This window comes from Arthrobacter sp. Hb9-2, assembly GCF_059091165.1.
Genome location: NZ_JBNHGJ010000042.1, coordinates 1 through 16,898 on the forward strand (window position 1 = coordinate 1; position 16,898 = coordinate 16,898).

Sequence of the window (16,898 nt, forward strand, 5' to 3'; positions counted from 1 at the left end):
ACAACGGGCACGACGACGGCGGCCCGGGCGTGGTACTGGTCGTCACCGCTACCGGCCGGGAGGCAGAGGACCTGACCGCCGCGCTGCGGGCCTATCTCCCCGCCGACGCCGTGGCAGAGTTCCCCAGCTGGGAAACACTCCCGCACGAACGGCTCTCCCCGCGCTCGGACACCGTGGGCCGCCGCCTCTCCGTGCTGCGCCGCCTTGCGCACCCGGAAACCTCGACGGCGGGACCGCTCCGTGTTGTGGTGGCGCCAGTCCGCGCCGTGGTCCAGCCCGTGGTGGCCGGCTTGGGTGAGCTGGTTCCGGTCACGTTAAAGGTAGGCCAGGAGATGCCCTTCACCGAGGTGGTGCGGAACCTGGCAGACGCCGCGTACGCCCGCGTGGACATGGTGACGCACCGCGGGGAGTTCGCGGTCCGCGGCGGCATCATCGACGTCTTTCCACCCACGGAGGACCACCCCATCCGGGTTGAATTCTTCGGTGACGAAGTGGACCAGATGCGCTGGTTCGCCGTCGCCGACCAGCGCTCGCTGTCCTCACCAGGGCTCCATCACCCCACGGAGCTGCACGCCCCGCCGTGCCGGGAAATCCTCATCACCCCTTCAGTGATGTCGCGGGCAGCCACCCTCAAGTCCCAGCTTCCCGCGGCGGCGGACATGCTGGAAAAGATCGCCGGCGGCATCACCGTGGAGGGCATGGAGTCCCTGGCCCCGGTGCTGGTGGACTCGATGGTTCCATTTGTGGAGCAGCTGCCTGGGGGTTCCATCTCTGTGATCATCGAGCCGGAGAAGGTCCGTACCCGTGCCCACGACCTCGCTGCCACCAATGAGGAATTCCTCGAGGCTGCCTGGTCCACTGCCTCGGACGGCGGAACTGCCCCGTTGGACCTGAGCTCGCAGGCAAGTGCTGCGCTCCATTCCGCCAGCTTCCGGTCGCTGACCGAAACGCGCAGCTCCTCCCTGGAGCACCGGGTTTCCTGGTGGTCCATCACCTCGCTCGCCCAGGACGAGGAGCTGTTGCCCGAGATTGACGTACTGAACCTGCATGCGCGGGAACCCCGGGGCTACCAAGGCGACGTGGCGGAGATGATGGACTTCATCGGCTCGCATGTCCGGGACCAGTGGCGGATTGTTGTGGCCACCGAAGGTCCCGGGCCTGCCCAGCGGCTGGCGGAGCTGTTCCATGAGAACGACATTCCGTGTGCCCGGGTGGACAGCCTGGACCACGAGCCCCAGGCAGGCATCATCGAAGTGACCACTGCCGCCGTCGGACGCGGCTTTGTCCTGGACGGGCTGAAGCTGGGCCTGCTGACGGAAGCTGACCTGCTGGGCCGGACGTCGGCGGGATCCACCAAGGACATGCGCCGCATGCCATCCAAGCGCCGCAACGCGGTGGATCCGCTGCAGCTGGTGGCGGGGGACCACGTGGTGCATGAGCAGCACGGCATTGGCCGCTTTGTCGAGTTGATCCAGAGAAAAGTCGCCGGCGGTGGTGATGGTGTGCGAGAGTACTTGGTTCTGGAATACGCCCCGTCCAAGCGCGGCGCGCCCGGGGACCGGCTGTTCGTCCCCACCGACCAACTGGACCAGGTGACGCGGTATGTCGGCGGCGACACTCCCGTGCTGAGCAAGATGGGCGGTGCCGACTGGGCGAGCACCAAGTCCAAGGCCCGGAAAGCCGTCAAGGAGATCGCCGGGGAATTGATCCGGCTGTACTCGGCCCGGATGGCATCGCGCGGACACGCCTTTGGGCCGGACACCCCATGGCAACGCGAACTCGAGGAAGCCTTCCCATACGTGGAGACGCCGGACCAGCTGACCACCATCAACGAGGTCAAGGCGGACATGGAACGTGAGATCCCCATGGACCGGCTGGTTTCCGGCGACGTGGGCTACGGCAAGACAGAGATCGCCGTGCGCGCCGCCTTCAAGGCGGTTCAGGACGGCAAACAGGTGGCGGTGCTCGTCCCCACCACCCTGCTGGCCCAGCAGCACTATGAAACCTTCACCGAGCGGTTCTCGGGCTTCCCCCTGCGCGTGAAGCCTTTGTCCCGCTTCCAGGCGGGCAAGGAAGCGAAGGAGACGGCGGAGGGCGTCAAGAACGGGACGGTCGACGTCGTCATCGGTACCCACCGGCTGCTGTCCAAGGACTTTGAATTCAAGGACCTGGGCCTGGTGATCGTGGACGAGGAGCAGCGTTTCGGTGTGGAGCACAAGGAAGCGCTCAAGAAGATGCGCACCAACGTGGACGTGCTGGCCATGAGCGCCACCCCCATTCCCCGCACGCTGGAGATGTCCCTTACCGGCATCCGGGAGACGTCCACGCTTGCCACGCCGCCCGAGGAACGCCACCCCGTCCTGACGTACGTTGGCCCGTACACAGACAAGCAGGCTTCCGCTGCCATCCGGCGCGAACTGATGCGCGAAGGCCAGGTGTTCCTGGTCCACAACCGGGTGTCCACCATTGAGCGCACCGCGGCCAAGATCCGTGAACTGGTGCCGGAAGCACGGGTGGAGGTGGCCCACGGCCAGATGTCCGAAAGCCGCCTGGAGCAAATCATCGTGGACTTCTGGGAGAAGCGTTTTGACGTGCTGGTGTGCACCACCATCATCGAAACCGGGCTGGACATATCGAACGCCAATACCCTGATCGTGGACGGCGCGGACAAGTACGGCCTGTCCCAGCTGCACCAGCTCCGTGGCCGCGTGGGCCGCGGCCGTGAACGGGCCTACGCCTACTTCCTCTACCCGTCCGAGAAGCCGCTGGGCGAGGTGGCGCTCGAACGGCTTAAGGCCGTGGCCACCCACAACGAGCTCGGCGCGGGCATGCAGCTGGCCATGAAGGACCTGGAAATCCGCGGCGCCGGCAACCTGCTGGGCGGCGAGCAGTCCGGGCACATTCAGGGCGTGGGCTTCGACCTTTACATCCGCCTGGTGGGCGAGGCGGTGGCAGACTTCCGCGGTGAGGCCGAGGAGAAGGCCGCCGACATGAAGATCGAACTCCCGGTTAATGCCCACCTGCCGCACGACTACGTGCCGGGGGAGCGGCTGCGCCTGGAGGCCTACCGCAAGCTTGCCTCCGCCATTACGAACGAGGCGATCGATGAAGTCCTGGCCGAGCTCGTGGACCGGTACGGCGAGCCGCCGCTGCCGGCCCAGAACCTGGTGTCCGTGGCCCGCTTCCGCGTCGGTGCCCGGGAAGCCGGACTGTCGGACGTGGCCCTGCAGGGCAACTTCATCAAGTTCTCGCCCGCCACCCTTCCCGAGTCCAAGGTCATGCGCCTGAACCGGATGTACCCGGGGTCCCAGTCCAAGCCGGCCCTCGATGCCGTGCTGATCCCAAAACCCAAGACCGCCAAGATCGGCGGCCGGGACCTGCAGGACGCGGAGATCCTCGAATGGGCCAACGGCGTCATCCGCAACATCTTCTCGGACGCCCCACTCGCCGCTCCGGCAGTAAGCCGTTAGGACTTGATGGGAGGACACCACGCCGCGTCAGGAGCCGCGGCGTGGGTAGCTATTGCCTCGACGGGGCCGTACACGCTCGGTTGGTACCCGCTGGACGCCACCGGGATCCTGATCGGCGGGATGGCGACGGCGGGAACCGCCCTGGTGTGCGACTGGGACCATCGGCACAGCACCGTGGCGAATTCCCTGCCGCCGCTGTCCAATGTGATCGCCGTCGGGATCGAGAACGCCAGCGGCGGGCACCGGCAGGGCACCCACTCCGTGCTCGGGGCGGCATTCTTTGTGCTGCTGGCCACCCTGGCCGGGCAGCTCCAGCTGCAGACGGACTGGGGGCTGCTCTCCGTGGGGGCGGGGCTGCTGTGCATGTTCATGATCAACATCGCAGCCAAGGCGCTCAAGCTTTTCCCCAAGTCCGGGTTCCTCACAAATTGGATTTTCGGGCTGGTGATGGCCGGACTCGTCACTTGGTTCGCACCAGACCAGTGGACGTGGCTTCCGGTCTCGATGCTGACCGGCGTGGTGGTCCATATAGTGGGGGACCTGATTACCACCGGAGGCGTGCCGCTGCTGTGGCCGATCGTCATCCGGCCGCCCAAACTCCTGCGCAAGGTGCCGCTGCTGCGCCAGGTCTGGCGTCCCAACGGCGCGCTCTCCCTGCCGTTGCTGGGCCGTGCAGGATCTAAGCGTGAATGGCTGCTGCTGATCCCGGTCAGTGCTTACGCGATGGTGGGGCTGTGCGTGGCCGGGTGGTCCATAGCCCAGGGCCAATGGACCAGGGTTGCGGCCGCTGCGGAGGCCTGGACCCGGATGTGGTTCTGAAACGCCGTGGACGCGAAGAGACCCCTTGGACGTTGTCCAAGGGGTCTCTTCTGTAATTTGCGGTTCTTAGTGCTCGCCGGCGGAGTCGGAGCGGCCGAGGATGGTCTGCGGGATCCAGTAGGTCAGGCCGAAGAGCCCGATGCAGACGGCCATCGGCCACGGGTTGCCGAGCGTGAGGAAGGACAGCGAGTAGATGGCGCCCAGGAACAAGGCCATGCAGACCACAAAAAGAATGACACTGGTGACCAGCTTGTTCTCATTCTGGGGGGTCTGGAGCGACCCTTCGTGAGACGCGGGGCCCTGGTTGGAAGCCGTGATCTTGCTGGACATTCATTCCTCCTTGGCCGCGGGGGCCTCAATCTGTGGCGACTTCGGCTGCTGTCAGTAGGAGGATGAACCCTGTTCACCCTTGACGATGGCAATTCCGGAGCTGGCACCAATACGTGTTGCACCTGCAGCAATCATAGCCTGCGCATCCTCGAGGGAACGCACACCGCCGGAGGCCTTCACGCCGAGGTCGGGGCCCACAGTACGGCGCAACAGGGCGATGTCCTCTGCAGTGGCACCGCCTCCGTTGAAGCCTGTTGAGGTCTTCACAAAATCAGCCCCGGCCTCCACCGCGGCCTCACAGGCAAGAACCTTCCGTGCGTCGTCGAGCAGCGCTGTTTCGATGATGACCTTGAGGATCGCGCCGCTGGCGTGGACAGCCTCCGCCACCGCAGAGATGTCCTCAACCAGGGCACCCTTGTCTCCGGCCCTGGCAGCAGCAATGTTGATAACCATGTCCACCTCGTCAGCACCATCCAGCACCGCACCGCGGGCTTCAAAGGTCTTGACGTCGGTGGGGGTGGCACCCAGCGGGAAGCCCACCACGGAACAGGTAAGGACGCCGGTCCCCTTGAGGGCCTTCTTGACTGTTTTCACCCAAATGGGATTAACGCACACCGATTTGAAGTGGTATTCGGCCGCTTCCGCACAAACCTTGAGGACGTCAGCCTCTCCTGCTTCGGGTTTCAGCAGCGTGTGGTCGATAAGGGACGCTATGCTGCCGGAACCTGCGGCTGCAGTTTCAACGGAAGGGGTGGCTTCGTTGCTCATGATGGTCCTCTCCAGGGGCCCGTGGGCCGGGCGTTGTAACGCCCATGACTCGTTTCGGGAACCATCTTGCCACAGCAGGAAGCCCGGCCGGGCGCCCTCCTCCGGCCGACGCCCGTCAGGCAGCGGCCGGCAAAGCGGCAGGAGCAGAAGCCGTGAGCAGCTGGGTGGCGCAGGCTCCCGCCGCGGAAGCGGCAGCAACCAGCAGGCCCAGGCGGACGCCGTCGAATGCCGCCGCGTCACCGATGGCCCAGATGCCGGGGACGGACGTCCGGAAGTCCTGGTTGATGACAATCCCGCCGGTGGGCGCAGTCCGCAGGCCGGCGCTGGCGGCGAGCCCGTCCCGGGACACCCGCTCCTCGGCCAGGACCACCAGGTCGCCGTACATGCTGCTGCCGTCTTCGAAGACCACGCCGGAAGCCGCGAAGCCTGACGATGAAGCGTGGGGCATAACGGCGGCCGGCCGGGCGGTGGTGCGGATGGGGCGTACGCCCCTGGCGCGGAGCACTGCTTCAGCCTGGCCGGCAGCAGCACCTGTGCCCACGAGGATCCCCAGCGGGCGCCTGCCAAGTTCCCTCGTGACTTCACTGACGGCTTCGCCGACGCGGGCAGCGTCATCAATGGTGGAGTAGCTAAGGCAGCGGCTGGCGCCCTCCACCGGGCTGGCCACCGGTGTTGATCCGGTGGCGATGACCAGCTGGTCGTAGCTGAATTCCATGCCGTCCGCCGTGGCGACGGTGCGGTTTTCCGCGTCGATGTGGCTGGCGGGCTGGCCGAAGCGGACGGAGACCCGGGGGAGCAGCGCCAGCTCCAGCAGTTCCTCCGGTGTGTCGTCCCGGTTGCTCAGCACGGTGATGGTGCCGGTGAACCGGGCGCGGTCAAGCTGGCTGACGAGAGCCTGCGCGGCCGGACCAGCTCCCGCGATGACGATGCGGGTGGTGGGAGCAGTGGAGGTGGAGGGTGCCGGAGCGGACATGTGCTGGCCCTTTCGCTGGCGGCCGTGAAACGGCCGGAACTTCGTGATGGAACCCAGCGTAGGCCGTTGCTTTTTCCGGCGTGTTTCCCTGCAGTTGCCGTTTAGCGGCCCTGTGTTCGCCAGTGTTTACCGGCCGGTAACAGAACCTGTGACGTGCTTCTCATCCGTCGGGCAACGGACACATTTGCGGCCGCCGCACAGCTGGATGCAGGTACAGCTAGACGCGGATGCGGTAGCCCCGTTTGACCACCGTCTCCACCAGCCGTCCGTCCGGCAGTGAGGAACGGAGCCGGCTGACGGTCATGTCCAGGGCGTGCACCGATCCGCGCAGTTCCAGCAGTTCGGACAGCGATTCGCGGGACAGGACGGCACCCCCGGCGCCAAGCAGTGCCCGGAGCAGCAGCAGCGGGGCGGGGGCCAGTTCCACGGGCTGGCCGTCAATGCGCAGGCTTCGTCCACGCAGTTCGATGTTGCCGGACCTGGTATCCAGCCGCCGGACGTGGTTCAGGGCGAGGTGCTCACATACAAGCCGGATGAGCGCGCCCATCCGGAACCGTTCCGGAACCAGGGGCGTCACCCCGGCATCGAGCAGGGGCTGCGCCGTGACCGGCCCCACCACTGCGGTAGTGACGTTGGTCTTCAGGCTTTCGATCAGCTGTTTGTAGACACCCATCTCATGGGCAGTGCTCCACATGGCGTCGACGGCGGGCGCACTGGTGAAGGTCAGGACGTCCAGGTTTCCGCTGCACGCGGCCTCGATGAGGCGGGGAAGCCTGTCCGCGCCGTCGGGCTTCACCCAGCGGTAGGGCGTGACCGTCAGGACGGTAGCGCCGGACATGCGCAGGCGCTCCAGCTGCCGGACATCGGTGTAGCCGTGCAGCTGCACGGCGACGGTCTTACCCCGGACGCCCTCGGTGAGCAGCATGTCCACCAGTGTTGCGGTGGTCTCGTCGCTGCTGATTCCGACGTCGGCAAGCCCTGCCGCGCGTACCGCGCCGCGGGCTTTGGGGCCGCGCACGAACATCCGGCAGGCACCCAGGGTTTCCAGCAGTTCGTCGCCGATTCCGAAGGAGTCGGCGGCTTCACACCAGCGGCGCATGCCGTAGGCGGTGGTGGCGATGCAGAGGTCCGGCTTGGCCGCGATGATGGCCCTTGTGTCCTCGATAAGGCGCATGTCCTCCTGCACGGGAGCGATTTTCAGTGCGGGAGCGTGCAGCACCTCCGCGCCGCGGCGTTCCAGGGCCTCGATCAGGTCCTGGGAGCGCCGGTGCGAGGTGACACCGATGCGGAAACCCTCCAGCGGAGCTTCTGTGGCGTCGCGCGCTTCTTCAACCTGCGGGGTTTCGGCCGGTGCAAGTGCAGTCATGGAGGTCAATCCTTTCACGAGCCCAGCAGCGAGGCCGCCAGCCTGTCCAGGTCGGCGGCGGCCTCAGCGTGCCCGCGGTTGGCTTCCGCCACCCGAACCACCTCACCGATGACCAGCACAGCCGGGTTGCTGCAGCCGGCGGCTGCGGTGGTGATGGTGCCAAGATCCGCGATAGTGGTGCGCTGCCCCGGCCGGTAACCGCGTTCAACAACGGCCATGGGCATATCGGCGCGCATCCCTGCCCGGCGGAGTCCGGCCGCGAGCTGGTGGAGGGTGCCGATGCCCATCAGGACAACGATGGTCCCGCCCAGGCCGGCCAGGTGGCCGTGCTCCTTTTCGGTCAGCGGGGCGTGCCCGGAGACCACGGTGAACATGTGGCTGACTTCCCGGTGCGTGACCGGGATTCCGGCGGCCGCCGGAACGGAGATGGCACTCGTGACGCCGGAGATAACGCGTACGGGCACCCCGGCAGCAACGCAGGAAGCGACTTCCTCGCCGCCGCGGCCAAAGACGTAAGGGTCACCGCCCTTGAGCCGGACCACGTTGTTGCCTGCGAGGGCACTTTCCACCATCAGCTTTTCGATGTCGCCCTGGCTGACTTTGTGGTGCCCGGGCTTCTTGCCCACATCCACCAGCTCGGCCGAGGTCAGGGACGCCAGCTCCTGGCACGGGGCCAGGCGGTCATAAAAGACAACGTCGGCGTCACGGAGGGCGTTGACGGCACCGACGGTGAGCAACTCGGCTGTTCCAGGGCCGCCACCCACGAGGGTGACGTGGCCCACTGGTCCGGCCGCCGGTTCGGCGGCGACCGGAATCCCGGTTTCCCGGCACCTGCCCAGCAGGGCCTCCCAGCCCGGCTGGCCGTCGTCGACCGCGGCGACCAGGAAGGGACGCTCGGGGAGCGGGCCATCGTGGCCGGCACCCTGCGGGGTGCTGAGGCGGTAGACGACGGCGCCGGCGGCTTCGTAGCGGCGGACCGCCTGGCGTGCGGCGTGGTCAGAGCCGGTGACCAGGACCTCGCGGCCGGTGAGATCAATGCTGAGCTGCATGCCTATACCTCGTTCTCGCTGGTGGGCCGGACGGGAATGGAAGCCCCGATCAGGACCTTCCCCTTCTCCTCGGGAGTAGCCGGGCGCATCTGGCCGCGCTCGTCCGGGACGAAGGTGATGGAGTCGTCCTTCTGGTCGGGGGCGTTGACAAAGGAGCGGAACCGGCGCAGGCGCTCGGGGTCCTTGAGGGTGTCCGCCCACTCGTCGATGTAGGTGTCCACGTGCTTCGCCATGGCCGCCTCGAGGTCCTCGGCGATGCCCAGGGTGTCCTTGACCACCACGTCCTCAACATGCTTGATGCCGCCGTCGAGCTCTTCCTGCCAGCGGGCGGTGCGCTGCAGGCGGTCCGCGGTGCGGATGTAGTACATGAAGTAGCGGTCGATGTACTTGATCAGCGTCTCATCGTCCAGGTCCTTGGCGAGGAGCTGGGCGTGGGCCGGGGTGGCACCGCCGTTGCCGCCGACGTACAGGTTCCAGCCATCGGCGGTGGCGATCACGCCGACGTCCTTGCCGCGGGCCTCCGCGCATTCACGGGCGCAGCCGGAGACGCCCATCTTGAGCTTGTGCGGGCTCCGGAGGCCGCGGTAGCGCAGTTCCAGCTGGATGGCCATGGCCACCGAGTCCTGGACGCCGAAGCGGCACCAGGTGGAACCGACGCAGGACTTCACGGTGCGCAGGCTCTTGCCGTATGCCTGGCCGGATTCGAAGCCGGCGTCCACCAGTTCCTTCCAGATCTCCGGCAACTGCTCCAGGCGGGCCCCGAACATGTCGATCCGCTGGCCGCCGGTGATCTTGGTGTAGAGGTTGTACTTCTCGGCGACGGCTGCGATGACACCCAGCTTCTTGGGGGTGATCTCGCCGCCGGCGATGCGGGGGACCACCGAGTAGGTGCCGTCCTTCTGCATGTTGGCCAGGGCGCGGTCGTTCGTGTCCTGCAGGGTTCCGCGGCCGGCGTCAAGGACGTACGCGCTGTTCTGGCTGGCCAGGATGTTGGCGATGGTCGGCTTGCAGATGTCGCAACCCGCGCCAGTGCCGTACTTGGCCATGATCTCCTCGAAGGAGGTCAGCTCCAGGACGCGGATGGCGTCGAAGAGTTCCTGGCGGGACAGTTCGATGTGCTCGCAGAGGGCCTTGGAGACCTCGACGCCGGACTTGGTCAGCTCGGTTTCCAGCAGCTTCTTGAGCATGGGAACGCAGGAGCCGCACTGGGTGCCGGCCCGGGTGCAGCCCTTCAGCTCGCCCAGTTCCTGCACCGGGGCGTTGCCCTCGCAGGCACCGCAGCCATTAATGGCGTCGCGGATGCTGCCAGCGGTGACGTTGTTGCAGGAGCAGAGGGTGGCATCGTCCGGCAGCTCGGTTTCGGGGGCTTCACCGCCGCCCGCGGCACTGAGGAACGCACCCGGCTCGGCGGGAAGTTCGCGGCCCAGCAGCGGACGCAGGCTCATGTACGGTGAAGCGTCGCCCACGAAGATGCCGCCCAGGAGGGTCTTGGCATCGTCGGTGGTGACGATCTTCTGGTAAACGCCGCGGGCGGGGTCGGCGTAGACAATTTCCAGGGCGTGCTCGGTCTTGGCGAAGGCGTCACCGAAGCTGGCGACGTCCACCCCGGAGAGTTTCAGCTTCGTAGCGGTGTCAAAGCCGGGGAAGGTGGCGTCGCCGCCGTGCAGGCGGTCGGCCACGATCTCGGCCATGGTGTTGGCGGGGGCCACCAGGCCCAGGCACATGCCTCCGTAGTTTGCCACTTCACCGATGGCCCAGATGCCGGGTACTTCCGTGGCGCAGTAGTCGTTGATGACCACGCCGCCGCGCTGGCCGAGGCTGAACAGCTGCTCCTCGCCTTCGGCCGCCCGGAACAGTTCGTCGCGCGGGCGGACGCCGATGGCGACGATGACGAGGTCTGCGTCGATGACGCGGCCGTCAGCCATCAGGACGCCGGTGACCTGTCCGTCGTCGTGGGTCAAGACTTCCGACGGGAAGACGCCGCCGTGGACTTCGAAGCCCTTGGCCTTGATGAGCCGGCCCATTGCCTGGCCCGCGCCTTCGTCGAGCTGGGTGGCCATCAGCCACTGGGAACCGTCGATGACGATGGGGTTGGCCCCCAGCTGTTCCGTGCCGGCCGCGGACTCGAGCCCGAGAAGGCCGCCACCGATGGTGACCGCGTTGACCTTGCGTCCGAGCTTCCCGGTGAGTTCGGCAATGGCCTTGTTGATGGCCCAGACATCTTCCAGCGTCCGGTAGACGTGTGTGTGCTCGGCGCCGGGGATCGGCAGGCGGGCGGCATTCGAACCGGTCGCGACAACAAGTTCGTCGTATTCGAAGACGTTGCCCGCCGCGGTCTCCACGTACTTGGCTTCGTGGTTGATCTTGATGACGCGCTCGCCGGTCCTCAGGGACATGGCCTCGTGGTCCCACATGCTCGCCTCGCCGAGAGTGAGGTCGTAGTCCATTTCCGTCAGGGCCTTGCTGAGTGCCACGCGGTCGTAGGGGAGGTGGGCTTCCTCAGTGAGGACCGTGACATGCCAACCATCGAGGCCACGGGCATGCATTGCGTCCGCAAAACGGTGGGCCGCGGGGCCGCCGCCGGCGACGACAATGCGGCGCGGAGTCTCTGTGCTTGAAGTCTGTTCGGTCACTGTGGGCCTTTCGCATGGGCCGCAGTGTGTTCCTGCAGCCTTCTCTGTCGAGCTGTCCATCCAGACTAGGGAGACGCAGTTTCGCTTCAGTTTCCCAATTGTTTCGTCAACTTAACTTCTGCATCACGAACGCGTTTCCGGCGGCGTGAGGTGTCTTTTACGCGCTGGACACATTCACTGCACCCCGTTGAAACACCGGGAGCCTAGCGTGGAAAACGGCCGCAGAGGCAGCCAATCGCAAGGACTACACGCACAGGGAGAGGGGCCGACATGACGGCAACACTGGAACTTGGGGCACTCGCAGCCGGCATCGACGAGGCCGTAACCGGCGCCGGCTGGCACCGCGTCTGCCTGGTGGATGACCTGGAACCGGCCTGGGGCGAAGCAGCCCTCATCGGGGGACGACAGATCGCACTCTTCCGCACCGGACCCAACGAAGTTTTCGCGGTGGCACACGAGGACCCGGCCACCGGCGCCCACGTGATGGCGCGGGGAATCCTCGGATCACGGGGCGCCCGTCCCACCATCGCTTCACCGCTGCACAAAGAGGTCTACGACCTGGAGACCGGCGAATGCTTCAGTACCCCGGGCCTGAGCCTTGCAACCTTCAACACCCGGATCACCGACGGTTTCGTCGAGATCGAGCTTTAGAAGGTTTTTAGCGCGGGGGCCCGGGGCTACAGCCCCAGGGCCTCACTGACGTCTTGCAGCACCTCGTCCAACGCTGCCCGCGCTGCCAGCCGGGCTTCCGGCAGTTCGGCTGCGGTACCTACGTGGTGAATCACTTCGAGGTAGCACTTGAGCTTGGGCTCGGTGCCGCTGGGCCGGATGATCACCCGGGTGAGGTCCCTTGTGAGGTAGAGGAGCCCGTCGGTGGGAGGAAGCTGTCCGCTGCCCTCCGCCAGGTCCGTGAATACCTCCACCGCGGATGACCCGAAGGATTCCGGCGGGCTGACCCGGAGCCGGTTCATCATGGCGTCCAGGAGGCCCAGGTCCGCCACCCGGATGCTGAGCTGGTCGCTGGCGTGCAGGCCGTGCTGCAGGTACAGCTCGTCCAGGGTGTCAAAGATGGTCTTACCGTCAGCCTTGGCGGCGGCCGCGAGTTCCGCGATCAGCACCGCCGCGGAGATGCCGTCCTTGTCCTTCACAACATCAGGCGCCACGCAGTAGCCCAGGGCTTCCTCATAGCCGTACAGCAGGCCGGGCACCCGCGAAATCCATTTGAATCCTGTCAGTGTTTCCACATGCGCGTAGCCTGCCGCCGCGGCGATCCGGGCCAGGAGCCGTGACGACACGATCGAATTCGCGAACACACCGTTGCTGTCCCGGCCGCCGTCATCACCGTCAGCTGCGGCCAGCCGCGCCGCGATGTGGGCTCCCAGCAGCGCGCCAACTTCGTCTCCGCGGAGCATCCGCCAGGCACCGGTATCCGGATCCTTCGCCGCAACCGCAGCCCTGTCGGCGTCGGGATCATTGGCAATGACGATGTCAGCAGCGAGCCGTTCCGCCGTTTCCAGCGCCAGGTCAAGCGCTCCGGGTTCTTCCGGGTTCGGGAAACTGACGGTGGGAAAGTCCGGGTCCGGTTCGGCCTGCTCGGCCACGAGGGTAACGTCGGTGAAGCCGGCCGCCTTCAGCACCGCCTTCGCGGTTTCGCCACCCACGCCGTGCATCGGCGTGAGGACGATGCGCAGGTCACGGGCGGGGAAGCGCTCCGGAAGGACCAATGCCGCGGTGGCCTGCTCGTAACCCGCGGCCAGGGATCCGTCGAGCACTGTCCAGCCGCTGGAGGCAAGAACAATGGACTCCACCGGCCCCACCGCATTAATGCGGGCCGCGATCCGCTGGTCATAAGGCGCCACGATCTGCGCGCCATTGCCGCTTTCCGTGATGGCATGGCGGCCGAGGTACACCTTGTAGCCGTTGTCCTGCGGCGGGTTGTGGCTGGCCGTGACCATTACGCCGCCGTCGCACTCCAGGGCCCGCACCGCGTAAGCCAGCAGGGGAGTGGGCAGCGCCGCCGGCATCAGGAAGGTTTCTATTCCGGCCGCGGTAAAGATGGCGGCGGTTTCTTCAGCGAAGATATCCGAGTTGTACCGGGCGTCATAGCCGACGACGGCGCGCGGCCGGGTCCCCGGCGACGCCTCGCCCACTGCCTTGATGAGGAAGTCCGCCAGACCGGCAGCGGCCCGGCGCACCACCACCCGGTTCATCCGGTTGGGTCCGGGGCCCAGCGCCGCCCGCAAGCCTGCGGTGCCGAACTGCAGTGTCCCGCGGAAGCTGTCTTCGAGTTCCTGCCGGGCCGCCGGGGCGCCTTCTCCAACGAGCCGGACGAGTTCCAGGAGGGAAGCCGAGGTTTCCGCGTCCGGGTCCTGGGCAGCCCATTCGCGGGCTTCGGTGAGCAGGCGGGAATCGGCATCGGAGGACGTCATGGGCATAACGCTATCGTCATTGGCTCCCGATCTCTTGCTGCCCGCCGTCGAAACGGCATAATCCCAGCCCCTGCCCTGCTTCTGAAGCCACGCCGCCTGGCTGGCTCAACAAGGGCGTGGCGGCCTCGCGCCGGATCAGAGTTTGGCGATGATTTCGGCAAGGAGTTTGGAAATGCGCGGGCCTGCAGCCTGTCCTGACTCAAGGACTTCCTCGTGGCTGAGGGGCTGCGGGCTGATGCCGGCGGCAAGATTAGTGACCAGCGAGATACCGAAGACTTCCATCCCGGCGTGGCGTCCCGCGATGGCCTCCAAAGCCGTGGACATTCCCACCAGGTCGGCCCCGATGCGCTTGGCGTACTGCACCTCGGCCGGCGTCTCGTAGTGCGGGCCGGGGAACTGGGCGTAGACACCCTCCTCCAGGGTTGCATCAACTTCGCGGGCCAGTCCACGAACCCTGGCGGAGTAGAGATCTGTCAGGTCAACAAACGTGGCGCCCTCCAGGGGTGAGGCGGCGGTGAGGTTGATGTGATCGCTGATCAGCACCGGCGTCCCGGGAGCCCAGTTTTCGTTCAGCCCGCCGCAGCCATTGGTAAGCACCAGGGTGCTGCAGCCGGCAGCTGCCGCCGTCCTGATGCCGTGCACGACGGCACGGACGCCCTTGCCCTCGTAGTAGTGGGTCCGCGCGCCCAGGACCAGCGCCCGCTTGCCCTCCTTGGTGAGCACCGAACGGATGGTGCCCACGTGCCCAACAACAGCGGGAGCGTGGAAGCCGGGCACCTCCTCGGCGGACAGGGTGGCGGTGGTTTCGCCGATGAGGTCGGCTGCCTCGCCCCAGCCGGAGCCAAGCACGAGGGCAACGTCGTGGCTGTCCACGCCTGTTTCCTCGGCAATGTACTCGGCGGCGGCGCGTGCGGCAGCAAAGGGATCGGTCTTCAGGAAGTCTGTTGTACTCACTGGTACAAGTTATCCTGCCGCTCCGCGCGCGCCCACCCTTTGGCCGGATCCGCCAGAGAACGTTTTCTTTGGTGGTCCGGCTGCGGATGCGGGAGAATGATTGATTGTGACTACGCATCCAGATTTCAGCTCACCCCGGATCGCAATCCTGGGAGGTGGTCCCGGCGGATACGAAGCCGCCATGGTGGCCGCCTCGCTCGGAGCGCAGGTCACGATCATCGAACGGGCGGGTCTGGGCGGCTCAGCCGTGCTGACCGACGTCGTCCCGTCCAAGACGCTGATTGCCACGGCGGACCTGATGACCCGCGTCGCCGAGGCGGGGGAGCTGGGCGTGAAGTTCGACGTCGACGGCGGCGACTTCGTGCCCGTGATGCGCGCGGACCTCAAACACATCAATCACCGCCTCCTCAACCTGGCGCGCAGCCAGTCCAAGGACATCCACGACGGCCTGGTCCAGCAGGGCGTGCGCATCCTCGCCGGCTCCGGCAGGCTCCTGGATGACCACACCATCGAGGTCCTCACGGCCGAGGGCACCGAGACGGTCGAGGCGGACACCATCCTCCTTGCGGTGGGCGCCCATCCGCGCGAGCTCGCCACCGCCCGCCCGGACGGCGACCGGATCCTGAACTGGACGCAGATTTACGACCTGGATGAGCTGCCCGAGGACCTAATCGTGGTGGGTTCGGGCGTAACCGGGGCCGAGTTTGCCTCCGCGTACAACGGCCTGGGCTCCAAGGTCACGCTGATTTCCAGCCGCGACCGGGTGCTCCCGGGCTCCGATGTGGACGCCGCAGTAGTGCTGGAGGAAGTGTTCGAGCGCCGCGGCGTCCGGGTCCTGTCCCGCTCCCGTGCGGAGGCCGTGGAACGGACGGACGACGGCGTGGTGGTCACCCTCAGCGACGGCTCCAAGGTCACCGGCAGCCACTGCCTGCTGTGCCTGGGCTCCATTCCCAACACCGCCGGCATCGGACTCGAAGAGGCCGGCGTGGCGCTCAGCGAGAGCGGCCACATCAAGGTGGACGGCGTTTCCCGGACCTCGGCGCCCAACATTTACGCCGCGGGTGACTGCACCGGGGTGCTGCCGCTGGCCTCTGTGGCGGCCATGCAGGGACGCATTGCCGTTGCCCACTTTATGGGCGACACCGTCACCCCGCTCAAGCTGCACCAGGTGGCGTCCAACATCTTCACTTCGCCGGAGATTGCCAACGTCGGGGTGTCCGAGGCGGAGATCGACTCCGGCAAGTACCAGGGCGATGTGGTCAAGCTTTCCCTGCGCAGCAACGCCCGCGCCAAGATGCGCAACCACAAGGACGGCTTTGTGAAGATCTTCGCCCGAAAGGGGTCGGGCACAGTGATCGGAGGAGTGGTGGTGGGGCCGAACGCTTCCGAGCTGATCTTCCCGATCTCCATTGCCGTCAAGCAAAAGCTGCACGTGGACGATGTTGCCAGCACCTTCACCGTGTACCCGTCCCTGACCGGATCCATTTCGGAGGCCGCGCGGCGCCTGCACGTCCACCTGTAGGTTCCTGCACGGGAGTCTGGACCGCTCTCGTATTACCTGCATAGACTCCCTAGAGGACCGGCCGGGAACTTCATCGTGAATTTCCCGGCCGTCCCTGCATCAGCCATCGACGCAAGGAGAAGTTCGTGGAACTGAAAGACGTCACGTGGAATGAGCAGGCAAGGGAGAAAATCCTGCTCGACGCCGACAGGGCCCTGCAGGAAGCGGTCCGGGAGGCAGCATCCACTTTGTCCAACGCGGACAAGGACGAGGTGTACAAGTTCCTTTTTGAGCAACTGAAGGACCAGTTCGTCGACTTCCAGCCCGGACCGGACCTTACCCGCTATGCGGAAGCGGTAGCCAACGGGGAACTTAGCTCCAACGGCGCTTCCGGCACGGAAGCTTCGGGGAACAGGTCATGACAACAGCCCTCATACGTCCCCGCAGCGGCAAGATGATCGGCGGAGTCTGCGCGGCGTTGTCCGCCCGGTTTGGTCTCCCCAAATTCCTGGTGCGGCTGGGCTTCGTGATCTTTGGCCTGGTGGGGATCGGCGAGCTGGTTTACATCGCGCTCTGGATTCTGATCCCGAAGGCACCGGCCTAGAA

At 66.3% G+C, this 16,898-nt stretch carries 14 protein-coding genes; 6 read left to right on the forward strand and 8 right to left on the reverse strand.

Annotated elements, in window-relative coordinates; all coding sequences use genetic code 11:
- Together mfd and AC5RV1_RS18720 are read left to right on the forward strand one after the other, a co-directional pair.
- Positions 1-3,470: transcription-repair coupling factor (gene mfd / locus AC5RV1_RS18715; protein WP_493995585.1), on the forward strand; the 3,470-nt coding region annotated here is incomplete at its 5' end.
- 6 nt (positions 3,471-3,476) lie between these two features.
- Complete coding sequence (locus AC5RV1_RS18720) at positions 3,477-4,289, forward strand: metal-dependent hydrolase (RefSeq protein WP_493947397.1); 813 nt, start codon at positions 3,477-3,479, stop codon at positions 4,287-4,289.
- Positions 4,290-4,355: 66 nt separating this feature from the next.
- Here AC5RV1_RS18720 and AC5RV1_RS18725 read toward each other — a convergent pair whose 3' ends face one another.
- From AC5RV1_RS18725 to nirB, 6 genes are all read right to left on the reverse strand, one after another.
- Positions 4,356-4,619: a hypothetical protein gene (locus AC5RV1_RS18725; RefSeq protein WP_493995586.1), complete on the reverse strand. Its 264-nt coding sequence runs from the start codon at positions 4,617-4,619 to the stop codon at positions 4,356-4,358.
- Between the two features lie 51 nt (positions 4,620-4,670).
- The gene (gene deoC / locus AC5RV1_RS18730; protein WP_493995587.1) at positions 4,671-5,387 is read right to left on the reverse strand and encodes a deoxyribose-phosphate aldolase; all 717 of its coding nucleotides are present in this window, start codon (positions 5,385-5,387) and stop codon (positions 4,671-4,673) included.
- A 115-nt stretch (positions 5,388-5,502) separates the two neighbouring features.
- Positions 5,503-6,360, reverse strand: coding sequence for an FAD-dependent oxidoreductase (locus AC5RV1_RS18735; RefSeq protein ID WP_493995588.1), 858 nt, complete (start codon positions 6,358-6,360; stop codon positions 5,503-5,505).
- A gap of 217 nt (positions 6,361-6,577) precedes the next feature.
- The gene (locus AC5RV1_RS18740; protein ID WP_493995589.1) at positions 6,578-7,726 is read right to left on the reverse strand and encodes a uroporphyrinogen-III synthase; all 1,149 of its coding nucleotides are present in this window, start codon (positions 7,724-7,726) and stop codon (positions 6,578-6,580) included.
- A 14-nt stretch (positions 7,727-7,740) separates the two neighbouring features.
- Positions 7,741-8,775, reverse strand: coding sequence for a uroporphyrinogen-III C-methyltransferase (cobA, locus tag AC5RV1_RS18745; RefSeq protein ID WP_493947392.1), 1,035 nt, complete (start codon positions 8,773-8,775; stop codon positions 7,741-7,743).
- A gap of 2 nt (positions 8,776-8,777) precedes the next feature.
- On the reverse strand, positions 8,778-11,408 hold the full coding sequence (gene nirB / locus AC5RV1_RS18750) for a nitrite reductase large subunit NirB (RefSeq protein WP_493995590.1): 2,631 nt from the start codon (positions 11,406-11,408) through the stop codon (positions 8,778-8,780).
- 270 nt (positions 11,409-11,678) lie between these two features.
- Here nirB and nirD point away from each other — a divergent pair, with 270 nt between their 5' ends.
- Positions 11,679-12,059 carry a nitrite reductase small subunit NirD gene (nirD, locus tag AC5RV1_RS18755; protein WP_493995591.1) on the forward strand — a complete coding sequence of 127 codons (381 nt, stop codon included), beginning with the start codon at positions 11,679-11,681 and terminating at the stop codon, positions 12,057-12,059.
- Positions 12,060-12,085: 26 nt separating this feature from the next.
- On the opposite strand, the gene AC5RV1_RS18760 is transcribed toward nirD, so the two are convergent.
- Together AC5RV1_RS18760 and AC5RV1_RS18765 are read right to left on the reverse strand one after the other, a co-directional pair.
- Positions 12,086-13,837, reverse strand: coding sequence for a phospho-sugar mutase (locus AC5RV1_RS18760; RefSeq protein ID WP_493995592.1), 1,752 nt, complete (start codon positions 13,835-13,837; stop codon positions 12,086-12,088).
- A gap of 135 nt (positions 13,838-13,972) precedes the next feature.
- Positions 13,973-14,791, reverse strand: coding sequence for a purine-nucleoside phosphorylase (locus AC5RV1_RS18765; RefSeq protein ID WP_493995593.1), 819 nt, complete (start codon positions 14,789-14,791; stop codon positions 13,973-13,975).
- A gap of 106 nt (positions 14,792-14,897) precedes the next feature.
- Between AC5RV1_RS18765 and AC5RV1_RS18770 the strand changes: the two genes are divergently transcribed.
- The 3 genes from AC5RV1_RS18770 (at position 14,898) to AC5RV1_RS18780 (ending at position 16,896) form a co-directional block, all read left to right on the forward strand.
- Positions 14,898-16,313, forward strand: a complete 1,416-nt coding sequence (locus AC5RV1_RS18770; protein ID WP_493995594.1) for an NAD(P)H-quinone dehydrogenase — start codon at positions 14,898-14,900, stop codon at positions 16,311-16,313.
- A gap of 125 nt (positions 16,314-16,438) precedes the next feature.
- Positions 16,439-16,714 carry a hypothetical protein gene (locus tag AC5RV1_RS18775; RefSeq protein WP_493995595.1) on the forward strand — a complete coding sequence of 92 codons (276 nt, stop codon included), beginning with the start codon at positions 16,439-16,441 and terminating at the stop codon, positions 16,712-16,714.
- Complete coding sequence (locus tag AC5RV1_RS18780; protein ID WP_493947385.1) at positions 16,711-16,896, forward strand: PspC domain-containing protein; 186 nt, start codon at positions 16,711-16,713, stop codon at positions 16,894-16,896. Before AC5RV1_RS18775 ends, AC5RV1_RS18780 begins: the two co-directional genes overlap by 4 nt.
- Positions 16,897-16,898 lie beyond the last annotated feature (2 nt).

Excerpts from the sequence above, each read along its gene's own strand:
- AC5RV1_RS18780 (WP_493947385.1), top strand. The coding sequence starts at position 16,711 with ATGACAACAGCCCTCATACGTCCCCGCAGCGGCAAGATGATCGGCGGA.
- AC5RV1_RS18735 (WP_493995588.1), bottom strand. The coding sequence starts at position 6,360 with ATGTCCGCTCCGGCACCCTCCACCTCCACTGCTCCCACCACCCGCATC.
- deoC (WP_493995587.1), bottom strand. The coding sequence starts at position 5,387 with ATGAGCAACGAAGCCACCCCTTCCGTTGAAACTGCAGCCGCAGGTTCC.
- AC5RV1_RS18740 (WP_493995589.1), bottom strand. The coding sequence starts at position 7,726 with ATGACTGCACTTGCACCGGCCGAAACCCCGCAGGTTGAAGAAGCGCGC.
- nirD (WP_493995591.1), top strand. The coding sequence starts at position 11,679 with ATGACGGCAACACTGGAACTTGGGGCACTCGCAGCCGGCATCGACGAG.
- AC5RV1_RS18725 (WP_493995586.1), bottom strand. The coding sequence starts at position 4,619 with ATGTCCAGCAAGATCACGGCTTCCAACCAGGGCCCCGCGTCTCACGAA.
- cobA (WP_493947392.1), bottom strand. The coding sequence starts at position 8,775 with ATGCAGCTCAGCATTGATCTCACCGGCCGCGAGGTCCTGGTCACCGGC.
- AC5RV1_RS18760 (WP_493995592.1), bottom strand. The coding sequence starts at position 13,837 with ATGACGTCCTCCGATGCCGATTCCCGCCTGCTCACCGAAGCCCGCGAA.
- AC5RV1_RS18720 (WP_493947397.1), top strand. The coding sequence starts at position 3,477 with ATGGGAGGACACCACGCCGCGTCAGGAGCCGCGGCGTGGGTAGCTATT.